The organism is Ruegeria lacuscaerulensis (assembly GCF_013033355.1).
GTDB lineage: Bacteria > Pseudomonadota > Alphaproteobacteria > Rhodobacterales > Rhodobacteraceae > Ruegeria > Ruegeria lacuscaerulensis_A.
Genome location: NZ_WQDY01000002.1, coordinates 71,503 through 85,294 on the forward strand (window position 1 = coordinate 71,503; position 13,792 = coordinate 85,294).

The following is a 13,792-nucleotide window of genomic DNA, read 5'->3' on the forward strand; positions in this document are numbered from 1 at the left end:
TTCGTGGCGCCGGATCTGAATTTCTGAGATGAAAGACCTGCCCCCAATGACCAGATTGATTGCAACCACAAGCGCCCTGACACTTTGCGCCGTTTCTGCGGTCGCTGCCCCGGCGAAAACTGATGTTCTGACCACTTACGCCAATATTGCCGAAGCCAAGTATCAAGACAGCCTGATTGCAGCCCAGACGTTGCAATCTGCAGTGAACGCGCTGATTGCCAACCCGTCAGATGCAACCCTGAACACTGCCCGCGCGGTATGGATCGCCGCCCGTGTTCCCTATCAACAGACCGAGGTCTACCGCTTTGGCAACGCGATTGTTGATGACTGGGAAGGCAAGGTGAACGCGTGGCCTCTGGACGAAGGTCTGATCGACTATGTCGATGCCGCCTACGGCGGGCCGTCGGATGAAAACGAGCTTGCAGCACTGAACGTCATCGCCAATCCAAGCTTTACGCTGTCGGGCGAAACAATCGACGCATCGGAAATCACACCTGAATTGCTGGCAGAAACCCTGCACGAAGCAGACGGGATCGAGGCAAACGTGGCCACTGGCTACCACGCGATCGAGTTTCTTTTGTGGGGTCAGGACCTGAACGGCCATGATGCTGGCGCAGGTGACCGTCCGTGGACCGATTATGCCCAAGGTGACGACTGCACCGGCGGACATTGCGACCGACGCGGTCAATACCTAAGCGCAGCCACCGACCTGTTGGTCAGCGATCTGGAGTGGATGGCAACCCAGTGGGCCGAAGGTGGTGATGCGCGCGTTGCTTTGACCGAAAACGAAGCTGCAGGTGTCGGCGCAATTCTAACTGGTATGGGTTCGCTGTCTTATGGCGAACAGGCGGGCGAGCGGATGCGTCTTGGCCTGATGCTGAATGACCCGGAAGAAGAGCATGATTGTTTTTCTGACAACACCCATAACAGCCACTATTACGACGGCTTGGGCATCCAGAACGTTTATCTGGGCAGCTACACCCGGATCGATGGAACTCCGATTTCAGGGGCATCACTGTCCGATCTGGTCACCGCGACCGACCCGGCGCTGGACGCTGAGATGAAGGTTAAGCTGGCCAACACCATGCAGGCATTGGGCCTAATCAAATCGACTGCTGAAGCCGGTTTTGCATATGACCAGATGCTGGAACGCGGCAACGAAGGTGGCGAAGCCTTGATCATGGGCGGCGTGAACGGTCTGGTCGACCAGACCAAAACGATCGAACGGATCGTTACGACGCTGGAGCTGGATCAGATCAGCATCGAAGGTTCGGACAGTCTGGATAACCCGAACGCAGTATTTCAGTGACCTTGGCCGAGAGGCGGCTCACCGCCGCCTCTCGGGCTTTTGAGAGCTGAATGACAGTATGACGCAGGACTTCCGTCAATTAACCTACCATTATAGTCAGATTAGCAGCCTAAGGCATCTTGCCATGATCGTTTGCCATTGCACGAACATCTCGGACACCGAAATCCATGCCGCGATCGACTGGATGCGCGCGTCGGACCCCCATGCAGTGATCACCCCGGGCAAAATCTATCATGCCCTTGGAAAATCAGCGGATTGTGGCGGATGCATGCCACTTTTCCTAGACACGATGCGTTCCAGCGATAAGCTGGAAGTCCCCATGCAACTTCGCGCGTTGCGCAGCGAAGTATCACAGGAGAGTGCAGATGAAGGGCGACCCCAAAGTAATCGAATACCTCAACAAATCCCTGCGGCATGAGCTGACAGCGGTCAGCCAGTATTGGTTGCACTACCGTTTGCAGGAAGATTGGGGTCTTGGCCATATGGCCAAGAAAAGCCGCGAGGAAAGCATCGAAGAGATGGGCCACGCAGACAAGCTGATCGAACGGATCATCTTTCTGGAAGGCCACCCCAACCTACAAAAGCTGGACCCTCTCCGGATCGGACAAACGCCCAAAGAAACGCTGGAATGCGATCTGGCCGCCGAACACGACGCGCGCGCTTTGTATGTTGAGGCCCGCGAATACTGCCGCGAAGCCGGGGACTACGTAACCATGTCCCTGTTTGAAGAATTGATCAGCGACGAAGAGGGTCACATCGACTTCCTCGAAACGCAGCTTGATCTGTATGAAAGGATTGGCGAAGCCAATTATGCGCATCTCAACGCATCGAAAATGGACGAAGGCGAGTAAACTTTCGATCTTGGCGGTGGCGGCTTTGGCGGCCACCCCCTCACTGTCCGGCGAATTGCAGGACCTTCACCTCAACTTTCTGCCGAGAACCGACGACGAGGCCGCGCGGATCGCCAAAGTGACCGCCCCGCCTGAAGATTTCAGCGCACCGCAACAGTTCGAAGAGTTGCCCGCAGGGGCGGCGACTGTTCGTTTGCGCACGGATGCGGACGCGTTTTCGCAACCGTCAGGCAATCTGGAGTTCGAACAGGAGCTGGACTTCAAGGTCGGCAATGGGCTTTTTAAAAAGCTCTGGGTCTCTTCTCCGTCATCGACATTGGCGTCAGATGGGCTGGGCCCGCTCTATAATGCGCGGTCGTGCCAGCGATGCCACATCAAAGACGGGCGCGGTCATACGCCAAATGGGCTGAATGACAGTGCCGTGTCGATGTTCCTGCGCATATCGATCCCCGGCGGGGCCAACCCTACCGAGATCGAAGATTACATCGCCACGCAACCTGAACCAAACTATGGCGGGCAGATGCAGGATCTGGCACTGCCCGGCCATCCGGCAGAATACCGGCTGGACATCACCTATGAGGACGTCCCCGTTACGCTTGCAGATGGCGAAACTGTCACGCTGCGCAAGCCGACATATGTCGCCGCAGATTTGGGTTACGGGCCGTTACACCCTCAGGCCATGCTTAGCCCGCGGGTCGCGCCACAAATGATCGGCTTGGGATTGCTGGAAGCGATTCCGGTCGAAGACCTACTGGCCAAGGCCGATCCCGACGACGCAGACGGAGACGGCATTTCCGGACGACCCAATATCGTTTGGGCCATAGAATATGCAAAGCCCATGATGGGCCGCTTTGGCCACAAAGCCGGAATGCCCACGATCATGGAGCAATCGGCAGCGGCCTTCGCCGGAGATATCGGAATTTCAAGCCCGCTTTATCCTGCTGGCCACGGCGATTGCACTGAATTGCAGGTGAATTGCGTGAAGGCGCCGCATGGCGATGGCTACGACCGCACTTTCGAGATCGACCAGCAAGGCATGGACCTGATCACCTTTTACAGCAGGAATCTGGGGGTGCCCGAGCGTCGCAACTTGGGCGATCCACAAGTTCTCCGCGGAAAACAGGAGTTCCACGAAACGGGATGCACGTTGTGCCACACCCCGTCATATGTGACTCACCGCTTGGAGGACCGCCCCGAGCACAGTTTCCAATTGATCTGGCCCTACACCGATCTGTTGCTGCACGATATGGGCGAAGGTTTGGCCGACAACCGCCCCGAAGCGCGGGCCACAGGCCGGGAATGGCGCACTGCTCCTCTGTGGGGAGTGGGCCTGACACAACAGGTTTCGGGTCATACCCAGTTTCTGCATGACGGGCGCGCCCGCTCGCTGCTCGAAGCGATTTTGTGGCACGGAGGGGAAGCACAGACCGCTCGTGACACAGTTGTTGCCATGCCAAAACCCGATCGCGACGCCCTGATCCGCTTTCTAGAGAGTCTATGATGCGTAAATTCGCTTTGGCCCTATCAATATGTCTGCCTGCAGTGGTGTCGGCACAGGATCGTGGGCAAGTTCTTGCGGATGTGACTGAAGAACACATACTGCCCAGATTTTCTGAATTGTCAGAGGCGACCTTTGTGCTCTCCGCAACAGCAAAGGCCGATTGTACACCTGAATCGTCTGAACTGCGCGCCGCTTATCACGCTGCTTTCGACAAATGGATTTCCGCCAGCCACCTTAGGTTTGGTCCATCCGAAGTGGACGATCGTGCGTTTGCTCAGGCTTTCTGGCCCGACACCAAGGGGTTCACAGCCAAAGCGTTGTCCGGGTTGATTGCTTCGGAGGACACCGCTGTCGAAACCCCTGAACTCTTCGCTGAAACCTCGATCGCCGGTCGCGGATTTTTTGCTTTGGAACAGATGATGTTCGAACCTCAGTTTTCGGACCAGGGTACCGAGGTTTATCGTTGCGCGCTCATTCGTGCCATCACGACTGACATCAACAGCAATGCCAACGCCATGTCGGAAGAATGGAAAGTCTATGCGCCATCGTTGTCCCAGCCAGGTGCCGACAGCCCTTACCGCTCGGATGACGAAGCCCTGCAAGAGTTATATAAATCGCTGGTCACAGGGCTGGAATTCACCGCCCAAACACGTTTGGGGCGTCCGATGGGGACTTTCGATCGACCCCGTCCCAAGCGCGCCGAGGCACGTCGCTCTGGCCGCTCGCTGAGGCACGTAGAGCTATCTTTGATCGCACTGAGAGACCTGGCAACACATCTATCCGCAAACCACCCCGAAATTTCGGCCGATCTCAATCGTGCATTGGAAAAAGCAATCCTCCGCGCACAATCCTTGGATGATCCGACACTTGACGGAGTGTCGTCACCGCAAGGACGGCTTCGTATCGAGGCTCTGCAGCAGTCAGTCGAAGATGCCCGTCAGATTGCCGCAACTCGGCTAGGCCCGACTTTGGGTATCAGCGCCGGGTTCAACTCATTGGACGGGGATTGACGGATGACCAACCGACGTCATTTTCTGGCCGGCCTGGTGGCTACAGGTCTCGTCCCGATGCGCGGTTGGGCAGCGGTCGGCGCGCCTGATTTTCTAGCCGCTGCGCTCTTTCCAGACGACTCCTACCGGCTTGTCGGGCTAGCAGTAGACGGTGACATTCAGTTTTCCCTTCCGCTGCCAGCTCGTGGCCATGCTGCAGCTGCCCACCCATCCCGCGCGCAGGCCGTCGCGTTTGCCCGACGACCAGGTACTTTCGCTGTGGTCATCGACTGCGCGGCAGGTGCTGAGATGGCTCGGCTGAAAGCACCCGAAGATCGCCATTTCTATGGCCACGGCGTGTTTTCAGCGGATGGCTCGCAACTCTTCACCACCGAAAACGACTATGAGGCGGGCACGGGTGTGATCGGCGTCTGGGACACGGCGACATATTCCCGACAAGGCGAGTTTCCCTCGGGCGGGGTTGGTCCGCATGACGTGCGTCTGATGCCTGATGGCAAGACGCTGGTCGTGGCAAATGGCGGGATCGAAACCCACCCCGAGACGGGGCGCAGCAAGCTGAACTTACCCGTGATGCAGCCAAGCCTGGCCTATCTGGACTTGGCGGGCACGGTGCTAGAGCAGGTCACGCTGCCAAGAGCGCTGCACAAGAATTCGATCCGCCATCTGGCGGTGCGGTCTGACGGGCTGGTGGCGTTTGCGATGCAATGGCAGGGGGACAGCACGCAGCATCCTCCGCTACTGGGTCTGCACCAGCGCGGCGAGCCCCCCCGCTTGTTGGCCGCCTCAGAAGCCGACCAGAACACGCTTCAGGGCTACGCCGGCAGCATCGCCTTTACTAAAGACGGCCAAAGCGTCGCCATCACATGCCCGCGCGGCAATGCGTTGCATCAATTCGACGTCACTACCGGCGCGCTGACCGCCGCTCTCACTCTCGAGGATGTCTGCGGCATCGGCCCCGGCCCCACGGGATTTGTCTTTACCACCGGAACCGGGCAGATCGGAGCCTTCACCTCGTCAGTCCGCATCTCAGCCCACCCAGACTGCCAGTGGGACAATCACTTGATCCCGGTCGGCACTTGCGCGTAACTTCGTCAGTTCCCGTCACATAGATTACACTTGGACGAATCAAACTGCTGCCGTATGGGCAAGCGCAAAACCGCACCCCCACGGATCAAAGGACTGACTTGATTGAAACAGACGCCCGACGCACCGCATTCCATCTACGGGGTTGAGAAATGGGGCAAGGGCCTTGTCGAGGTGACAGAGCAGGGCGAAATCGGCCTGCGCAATCCGCTGGCCCCTGACGCGGCGGCGATCAGCCTGCCCGGCATTCTGGCCGATCTGAATGACCGGGGGATCAAGGCGCCGATGGTGTTGCGGGTCAGTTCCTATCTGGAACATGAGATCGCGCATCTGAACGAGAGCTTTGCCGACGCCATCGCGCGGGTGGGCTACAAAGGCCCCTATCGCGGCGTGTTTCCGATCAAGGTCAACCAGCAGGCACAGGTGGTCGACCGCATCGTCGAGTTCGGCAAGAAATACAACTATGGCCTTGAGGCCGGATCGAAACCCGAACTGGTCGTGGCGCTGGCCCATCGTCTGGCCCCCGAGGCGCTGATCGTCTGCAACGGCGTCAAGGATGCCGAGTTCATCCAATTGGCCATCCTCTCCCGCAAGATCGGTTTCAACACCGTCATCGTTCTGGAAAGCCCGAAAGAGGCGGACACGGTGATCGAGGTCTATAACGAGCTGGGCATCGAACCCCTGATCGGCGTGCGGGTGAAACTGACCAACCAGATCAGCGGCAAATGGGAAGAAAGCTCCGGCGATCGCTCGGCCTTTGGCATGAACACCGACCAACTGGTCGCCACCGTGGACAAGCTGAAGGCGGCAGGGCTGCTGCACTGCCTGAAGCTACAGCACTCGCATCTGGGATCGCAGGTGCAGGACGTCAACGACGTGCGCCGCGCCGTGGGCGAGGCGTGCCGGTATTACACCGAACTCACGCGCGAGGGCGTACCGCTGACCCACCTGGACCTCGGCGGTGGTATGGGCGTGGACTATACCGGTGAGAAAAAGGCCGCCGAAAATTCGATCAACTACACGGTTGAGGAATACTGCGCCAACGTGGTCGAAACCGTTGCCTATGCCATGGATGAGGCCGAAATTGCGCACCCTACGCTGGTCACCGAAAGCGGGCGCGCCGTGGTGGCGACCTCGTCTATGCTGGTCTTCAACGTGCTTGAGAGCACCCTCTACGATGCACCGACCGGCCCCGAAGTTGAACCCGACGATCACCATTTGGTCGCCGACCTTGCCGCCGTTCACGGGTACCTCAGCCAAGACCGTCTGCAGGAATGCTGGAACGACGCCACCTTTTACCGCAACGAATTGCGCGCCCTGTTCCGCCGGGGCTATGTCGACCTGCGCCAGATGGCCCGCGCCGAGCGTATCTACCTGTCGCTGATGGCCCGCCTCAAGGCGCTGGCGGCCAGTGAGGAACTGGACACGGATGTGGACGACCAGCTTGAGAAAGTGGCTGATATCTACCACTGCAACTTCTCGCTGTTCCAATCCCTGCCCGATGTCTGGGCCATCGACCAGCTTCACCCAATCGTCCCGCTGCAAGGGCTGAACGAAACGCCGGACCGCCGCGCGGTGCTGAGCGACATCACCTGCGACAGTGACGGCAAGATCGACCGGTTCATTCTGGCCGACGGCGTCTCGCCCAGCCTGCCGGTGCATTCCCTGCCCGAGGACGGTGAGTACTTCATGGGCGTCTTCTTCGTCGGTGCCTATCAGGAAACGCTGGGCGATCTGCACAACCTGTTTGGCGACACCAACGTCGTCACAATCGACTTGCGCGCCGATGGTGGCTTCGACCTGCTGCATGAACAAGAGGGCGATACGATCAGTCAGGTCCTGTCCTATGTCGAGTTCGACCCCCAAGACTGTGTCGCCGCCTTCCGCAAAATGGTGGACGAGGCGATCTCGACCGGTACTCTGATGGCCAAAGACCGCAAAACCCTGATGAGCGCGTATCGCGACTCCATCAACGGCTACACCTATTACGAATAACCCCCTGAGAGGAGACGACCCCCATGGGAACTTTGAGTGGCAAAACACTGGTTGTCGGCGCAGGCGGCGTATCCCACGCCGCCGTGCACAAGATGGCGATGAACTCGGACATCTTCACCGAGATCACTCTCGCCAGCCGCACGAAATCGAAATGCGATGCCATCGCCGCAGCCGTGAAAGAACGCGTTGGGGTCGAGATCAAGACCGCCAAACTGGACGCCTACAAGGTCGAAGACACGGTCAAACTGATCAAGGAAACCGGGGCCGAGATCCTTGTAAACCTCGCCCTGCCCTATCAGGATCTGGTGCTGATGGATGCCTGCCTTGAGGCCGGTATCCACTACATCGACACCGCGAACTATGAGCCAGAGGACGAGGCCAAGTTCGAATACCACTGGCAATGGGCCTATCAGGAGCGCTTCAAAGCGGCCGGCCTGACCGCCATTCTCGGGTCTGGCTTCGATCCGGGTGTGACCAGCGTATTCGCCAAATGGCTGAAGAAACACAAGCTCGACACGATCCGCCAGATCGACGTTCTGGACGCCAATGGCGGCAGCAACGATCAGGAATTCGCCACCAACTTCAACCCGGAAATCAACCTGCGCGAAGTGCTGGCCGAAGTCCGCCACTGGGAAGGTGGTGAGTGGAAACACTCCCCCGCCATGACCCATAAGGTCGAGTTCGACTTCCCCGCCATCGGCCCAAAGAACATGTACCTGATGTATCACGAGGAACTGGAGAGCCTCAGCACCCACTTCCCCGAGATCGAGCGCGCCCGATTCTGGATGACGTTCGGCGACGCCTACATCATGCACGCCAAAGTGCTGGAAAACGTCGGCATGACTCGCATCGATCCGGTGATGCATGACGGCAAGGAAATCATCCCGATCCAGTTCCTGAAAACCTTGCTGCCCGATCCCGGCGATCTGGGCGCGGAAACCAAGGGCAAAGCCTGCATCGGCGACATCGCCACAGGTCAGGCCAAGGATGGCTCAGGCGAAAAGACCTTCTACATCTACAACATCTGCGACCACGAGGAGTGCTACGCCGAGGTCGGCAGCCAGGCCGTTAGCTACACCACCGGCGTTCCAGCAATGATCGGCGCGGCCCAGGTGCTGAAAGGCAACTGGACCGAGCCCGGCGTCTGGAACATGGAACAGCTCGATCCCGATGACTTCATGGACATGCTGAACACCCACGGCTTGCCGTGGCAGGTCCACGAACTCGACGGCCCGGTCACCTTCTGATCCGCGCGGGCGGCCCCCACGGCCGCCCTGCTTCATCTGGCTAAAAATACCTCGGGGGGGACCGGGGGGCTGGCCCCCCGGCCTCTCCACAATCGGAGACGCCTGACATGTCCGACATGATGACCACCCAAGCCGGCGACGCCGGTGCCTTTCGCAATTTCGACCTCAGCCGCGTCCCCACTCCCTGCTTCGTGGTCGACGAAAAGGCGATCGAGCGAAACCTGCGCATCCTCTCCGATATCGGCACACAATCTGGCGCGCATGTCCTGAGCGCGCTCAAGGCCTTCTCCATGTTCTCGCTCGCCCCGCTGGTGCGCCAGCACCTCGGCGGCACCTGCGCCAGTGGCATCCACGAGGCCCGCCTCGGCCGCGAGGAATATGGCGGTGAAGTCGCTACCTTCTGCGCTGGTTACAAAGACGCAGATATAGAAGAAATCCTGTCGCTGTCGGACCACATCATCTTCAATTCGCCCGCGCAAAAGGACCGGTTTCTCACGAAAGCCCAAGCCGCAAACGTTCAGGTCGGACTGCGCATCAACCCGGAGCATTCCGAAGGCGAGATCCCCAAATACGACCCCTGCGCGCCCTGCTCGCGCCTAGGAACGCCCGTCAGCCAGCTGACCGAAGATACGTTGACCGGTGTAGACGGGCTGCACATGCACACGCTCTGCGAACAGGGATTCGAGCCGCTTCAACGCACATGGAAAGCCGTAGAACCGAAACTCAAACCCTTCCTCGGCCAACTCAAATGGCTAAATTTCGGCGGCGGACATCACATCACCCGCGATGACTACGACCGCCAAGGGCTGATCGCATTCATCAAGACCATCCGCGAAACGTACAACGTCGATATCTACCTCGAACCCGGCGAAGCCGTCGCTTTGGACGCGGGCATTCTGATCGGTGAAATCCTCGACCTGCCCATCAATGGCATGAATCTCGCCATCACCGATATCTCGGCCACCTGCCACATGCCCGACGTGATCGAGGCCCCCTATCGCCCTGCCCTGATGGACGAGGCAGATGCAGGCCATACCTACCGCCTCGGCGGCCCCTCCTGTCTGGCAGGCGACGTTATCGGCGACTACACATGGGACAAACCGCTGGAGATAGGTCAGCGCTTTGCCTTCCTAGATCAGGCGCATTATTCGATGGTCAAGACCAACACGTTCAATGGGGTGCCCCTGCCGACCATCGCCCTGTGGAACAGCGAAACGGACACGCTTAAGATCATCAAAGAGTTCGGCTATGACGACTTTAAGGACCGCCTCTCATGAGCATTTTCCTCGACAGTGAACTGACCACGTCCGAGCGCACCGAAGACGCGCGGTTCCGCGTGATCCCGGTGCCGCTGGAGCGCACCGTATCCTACGGTTCGGGCACCGCCAAAGGCCCCGAAGCCATCATCGAAGCCAGCAACGAACTGGAGCGTATCACCGGCCATACCGAGCCCTGCGTCGAGGGCATTTTCACCGAAAACCCGCTGGATTGCGAAGGCGCCCTCCCTGACGTCATGGAACGCCTTGCCCAACGCACCGAGGCTGCCATTCGTGCAGGCAAAGTGCCAGTAACGCTGGGCGGAGAGCATTCCCTCAGCTACGGCGCAGTGATGGGCGTGGCACGTGCGCTGAACCAACCCGTCGGCATCGTCCAGATCGACGCCCATGCGGATCTGCGCAATGCCTATCAGGGCGAGAAGCATTCGCACGCGTCAGTTATGCATCTGCTGGCTGAAGAAGGCATCAAACTGGCCCAATTCGGCGTCCGCGCGTTTTCCACCGAAGAGGCGCAAAGCCGTCTGAAAAACCACGTGTTCCACGTCGACGCCGAGGAACTGGTCACCGGCAACATCCACGCCGTCGACCTGCCCGAGGACTTCCCCGAGCTGGTCTATGTCAGCTTTGACGTGGACGGTCTAGACCCCTCGCTGATGCCCGCCACCGGAACTCCCGTACCGGGCGGTTTGGGATACTATCAGGCGCTGCGGCTGGTCGAACACGCCCTCAAAGGCCGTAAATGCGTGGGCTTTGACGTGGTCGAACTGGCCCCAGACGGCAATGCCGCCTGGGACTTCACTGCAGCTCAGATCGTCTATCGCCTGATGGCGGCCTGCTAGCTTTCCGAGGTTTCGTTCAATTCCATGTGCCCCTCGCCCTTGTTCAATACGCGGCGCAACATGGGCTCGAAGAACTCCAACGGTTTGGTCGGGTAGTCCGGGTCGAACGCCTTCTGATCGTATTCATGGCAGAAATAGCGGCAGTCCTCCCAATAAGGACTGTCGCGGTACTTGTCGCGGGCGTTGCGATCGCCGCCAAGGTGGTGGTTATAGTAGTAGCCCTGAAACACACAGTGATGTTTCAAAATCCAATAGGTCTTCTCGCTGACATAGGGCTTCATCATCGCCGCTGACAGCTCACCGTGATTGTAGGGCGACAGGATATCGCCGGTGTCATGGATCAGAGCAGCGACCACCAGTTCCTCATCAGCCCCATCTTCGTAAGCGCGGGTCGCGGCCTGCAAACTATGCTGATAGCGGTTGACCGGGTATGGCGTCCACTCCTCGTCCAGCGACCGGATCGCGTCCAGAATACGGTCGGGCAAAGCGGCATTGTACGCCTCTTCATACTCCATGACCGCATCCCAATCGGCTTTCGTCGCCTCTTCGAAACTAGTCCAGGTGGGTTTGTGGCTTTTGTCCAGCATGACACGGTCCTTATGCACATCGTTCACCACAGAGTAGCGCGGAACCATGACTCCAAAAAAATGATTTGATTTTATCAATTTGATGAAAAAATACTTTCAACATGCAAATCACAGCGCTCGAGACTTTCCTATGCGTGGCCGAAACCGGAGGGTTCCACGCCGCCGCCCGCAAGCTGAACGTGACACAGACCGCAGTCAGTGCCCGTATCCGGTCGATCGAGGAATCGACCGGAAAATCACTGTTTAACCGCGGTGCAGGTGGCACCACCCTGACTGATTTTGGTCGACAATTCCGCCCCTATGCCGAGCAGATGCTGTCTCTGTGGTCTTTTGCTTCGCGGGACTTGCCTGCCCAATCGACAAACCGGATAGCTCTGCGTCTTGGAGCGCAACTCAGCATCTGGGATCCATTGCTTGTCGATCTTGCTGTTCGATTTGAGCAGAAACTGGGCCAGTTGCTACTGACCCTTAACTACGACCACGATCTGGACATGATCGACGCGGTCGCCACACATGTATTGGACGCGGCCCTTACCTACGAAAAACCGTCAAACACACGGATCATTTCTGACGAACTAGCCCCAGAGCGCTTGCGGCTCGTCAAATCCGCAGGCTCGGGCGGCGACCCGGTGTTCGTCAACCTGGAACTGGGTGAGGTCTATCAGGACCATGTTCGCTCAACCGCGCGCAGTGCATCGGGACAAACAGTGTTTCTGGGCAATTGCATGATGGCGCTTCGCTATATCCTGCGGCGGGGCGGGATCGGCTATTTTCCAGACTACGTTGTCGCCGACCATCTGGCATCTGGCGAATTGACGGCTGTGCCCGACGCGCGCGATCTGATGTTGCCACTCTATCTGGTCACGCGCCGTTCCGGCCCCGCGTTTGACAACATTCGGGATTGCCTGACTGATCTGAGAAAACCTGTCTAAGCCGCAGACGCCTGCCGCAGTCTGGACCGTCCTCTTACCAACGGCCTCCCTGCGATTAGCAGGAACAGACATGATATCAGGATACCGATAATTGCTGGCAAATACAGCACGATCCACAACCCCGGATCGGCAACGACAATGGGCGAAACAAAACCGCGCACACCCTCTAAAAGCACCAAAATCGTAAAGGCACCGAAAATCTGCGGCCATAGGCCAAATCGCGAAAAACTACCCAGCATCAGGGTTGCGTATCCGGCCATTGAAACGGCGACGCAAATGGCAATCCACGAGAACCTCTGATGCAGCTCCTCGATCAATTCACCCTCAGTGAACCCTTCCGCCGCTGCTATTTCCGCCCGGTTTTGAAAAAGCTCATTGGTCGGGATCGCCTCGAGGCTTCGTTCTGTCATCCGATTGGTGTTCGTTAACCCTGAGATGTCGTACGAGGCGTCCTCGAACAGTGTCGAAGAAAGCGTTTTGCCCTCTTGATCCAGGCGCAAAGCAACACCGTCCACCATAACCAGATGGATACCCGAACCGCCATTGACCAGATAGGCCGTTTTACTGGAGTAGCTCACGGGAGTTGCCTCATCCCTGCGGTCGGACACAAAGACCTCGCGCAAAGTCCCATCCAGGTCAATCCGACCGATATATACCGTGACGCCAGTGGTCGGGTGCAGAAACTCACCTTCGTTCAACAGTTGAGCGGTCACGTCGCCTGCGACTTCGGCCTGACGCAGTTCCAGCTGTTCGACCGAGGCAGGGCGCAGGAAAATACTGATCGACGCCATCATGGCGCCAGACACAAGACCAAACAGGAAAACCGCGCGCGCAAGGCGCCACGGGCTGGACCCGGTCGCCAGCATTACGGTCAATTCACTTTCACGACTCAGCCGGTTGGTTGCGTAGACGGCCGCAGCAAATACAGCCATTGGCATCACGGTTCGGATTAGCGTAGGCAGAGTCAGAGCGGTAAATTCCAGAAACACAAGCGCCGACTGCCCGCCACTGATTACCCGGTCAAACAGGCTGACCGAGCGAGTGATCCAGAAGACCCCCACCAGAATTAGAGTGAAAAAGCCGAACAGAATCAGCAATTGTCGCAGGAAATATCCATCGAAACGCGACATGTATCCTCATCCGGCCCTTGGGTGTTTCACC

At 58.4% G+C, this 13,792-nt stretch carries 13 protein-coding genes; 11 read left to right on the forward strand and 2 right to left on the reverse strand.

Annotated features, from left to right (window positions below):
- Positions 1–46: 46 nt before the first annotated feature.
- From GOW48_RS03735 to speB, 10 genes are all read left to right on the forward strand, one after another.
- Positions 47–1,309 (forward strand): imelysin family protein, encoded by a 1,263-nt coding sequence (locus GOW48_RS03735; protein WP_170751520.1) that lies wholly within the window; start codon positions 47–49, stop codon positions 1,307–1,309.
- 124 nt (positions 1,310–1,433) lie between these two features.
- Positions 1,434–1,727, forward strand: a complete 294-nt coding sequence (locus tag GOW48_RS03740; protein ID WP_170724151.1) for a (2Fe-2S)-binding protein — start codon at positions 1,434–1,436, stop codon at positions 1,725–1,727.
- A complete protein-coding gene (gene bfr, locus GOW48_RS03745; protein ID WP_170751522.1) occupies positions 1,675–2,160 on the forward strand; it encodes a bacterioferritin in 486 nt (161 codons plus the stop codon). The genes GOW48_RS03740 and bfr overlap by 53 nt, the downstream gene beginning before the upstream one ends.
- Complete coding sequence (locus tag GOW48_RS03750; protein ID WP_170751524.1) at positions 2,120–3,661, forward strand: di-heme oxidoreductase family protein; 1,542 nt, start codon at positions 2,120–2,122, stop codon at positions 3,659–3,661. The genes bfr and GOW48_RS03750 overlap by 41 nt, the downstream gene beginning before the upstream one ends.
- The gene (locus GOW48_RS03755; RefSeq protein ID WP_331251864.1) at positions 3,658–4,671 is read left to right on the forward strand and encodes an imelysin family protein; all 1,014 of its coding nucleotides are present in this window, start codon (positions 3,658–3,660) and stop codon (positions 4,669–4,671) included. Before GOW48_RS03750 ends, GOW48_RS03755 begins: the two co-directional genes overlap by 4 nt.
- 3 nt (positions 4,672–4,674) lie before the next feature.
- On the forward strand, positions 4,675–5,757 hold the full coding sequence (locus GOW48_RS03760) for a DUF1513 domain-containing protein (protein WP_170751528.1): 1,083 nt from the start codon (positions 4,675–4,677) through the stop codon (positions 5,755–5,757).
- 102 nt (positions 5,758–5,859) lie between these two features.
- Positions 5,860–7,749 carry a biosynthetic arginine decarboxylase gene (speA, locus tag GOW48_RS03765; protein ID WP_170751530.1) on the forward strand — a complete coding sequence of 630 codons (1,890 nt, stop codon included), beginning with the start codon at positions 5,860–5,862 and terminating at the stop codon, positions 7,747–7,749.
- Positions 7,750–7,772: 23 nt separating this feature from the next.
- Positions 7,773–8,996, forward strand: coding sequence for a saccharopine dehydrogenase family protein (locus GOW48_RS03770; RefSeq protein ID WP_170751532.1), 1,224 nt, complete (start codon positions 7,773–7,775; stop codon positions 8,994–8,996).
- Positions 8,997–9,103: 107 nt separating this feature from the next.
- Complete coding sequence (gene nspC, locus GOW48_RS03775; protein ID WP_170751535.1) at positions 9,104–10,273, forward strand: carboxynorspermidine decarboxylase; 1,170 nt, start codon at positions 9,104–9,106, stop codon at positions 10,271–10,273.
- On the forward strand, positions 10,270–11,112 hold the full coding sequence (gene speB / locus GOW48_RS03780; protein ID WP_170751537.1) for an agmatinase: 843 nt from the start codon (positions 10,270–10,272) through the stop codon (positions 11,110–11,112). The genes nspC and speB overlap by 4 nt, the downstream gene beginning before the upstream one ends.
- On the opposite strand, the gene GOW48_RS03785 is transcribed toward speB, so the two are convergent.
- Positions 11,109–11,699, reverse strand: a complete 591-nt coding sequence (locus tag GOW48_RS03785; RefSeq protein WP_170752218.1) for an HD domain-containing protein — start codon at positions 11,697–11,699, stop codon at positions 11,109–11,111. The genes speB and GOW48_RS03785 overlap by 4 nt on opposite strands.
- A 101-nt stretch (positions 11,700–11,800) precedes the next feature.
- Between GOW48_RS03785 and GOW48_RS03790 the strand changes: the two genes are divergently transcribed.
- Positions 11,801–12,631, forward strand: a complete 831-nt coding sequence (locus GOW48_RS03790) for a LysR family transcriptional regulator (RefSeq protein WP_170751539.1) — start codon at positions 11,801–11,803, stop codon at positions 12,629–12,631.
- Here GOW48_RS03790 and lptF read toward each other — a convergent pair.
- Positions 12,628–13,761, reverse strand: a complete 1,134-nt coding sequence (gene lptF / locus GOW48_RS03795; protein WP_170751540.1) for an LPS export ABC transporter permease LptF — start codon at positions 13,759–13,761, stop codon at positions 12,628–12,630. The two genes, GOW48_RS03790 and lptF, sit on opposite strands and share 4 nt — an antisense overlap.
- Between the last annotated feature and the right edge of the window lie 31 nt (positions 13,762–13,792).

Coding starts and splice junctions, on each gene's coding strand:
- GOW48_RS03740 (WP_170724151.1), top strand. CDS start 1,434: ATGATCGTTTGCCATTGCACGAACATCTCGGACACCGAAATCCATGCC.
- GOW48_RS03770 (WP_170751532.1), top strand. CDS start 7,773: ATGGGAACTTTGAGTGGCAAAACACTGGTTGTCGGCGCAGGCGGCGTA.
- nspC (WP_170751535.1), top strand. CDS start 9,104: ATGTCCGACATGATGACCACCCAAGCCGGCGACGCCGGTGCCTTTCGC.
- lptF (WP_170751540.1), bottom strand. CDS start 13,761: ATGTCGCGTTTCGATGGATATTTCCTGCGACAATTGCTGATTCTGTTC.
- GOW48_RS03785 (WP_170752218.1), bottom strand. CDS start 11,699: ATGCTGGACAAAAGCCACAAACCCACCTGGACTAGTTTCGAAGAGGCG.
- GOW48_RS03760 (WP_170751528.1), top strand. CDS start 4,675: ATGACCAACCGACGTCATTTTCTGGCCGGCCTGGTGGCTACAGGTCTC.
- GOW48_RS03735 (WP_170751520.1), top strand. CDS start 47: ATGACCAGATTGATTGCAACCACAAGCGCCCTGACACTTTGCGCCGTT.
- speB (WP_170751537.1), top strand. CDS start 10,270: ATGAGCATTTTCCTCGACAGTGAACTGACCACGTCCGAGCGCACCGAA.
- GOW48_RS03750 (WP_170751524.1), top strand. CDS start 2,120: ATGCGCATCTCAACGCATCGAAAATGGACGAAGGCGAGTAAACTTTCG.
- GOW48_RS03755 (WP_331251864.1), top strand. CDS start 3,658: ATGATGCGTAAATTCGCTTTGGCCCTATCAATATGTCTGCCTGCAGTG.
- GOW48_RS03790 (WP_170751539.1), top strand. CDS start 11,801: ATGCAAATCACAGCGCTCGAGACTTTCCTATGCGTGGCCGAAACCGGA.
- bfr (WP_170751522.1), top strand. CDS start 1,675: ATGAAGGGCGACCCCAAAGTAATCGAATACCTCAACAAATCCCTGCGG.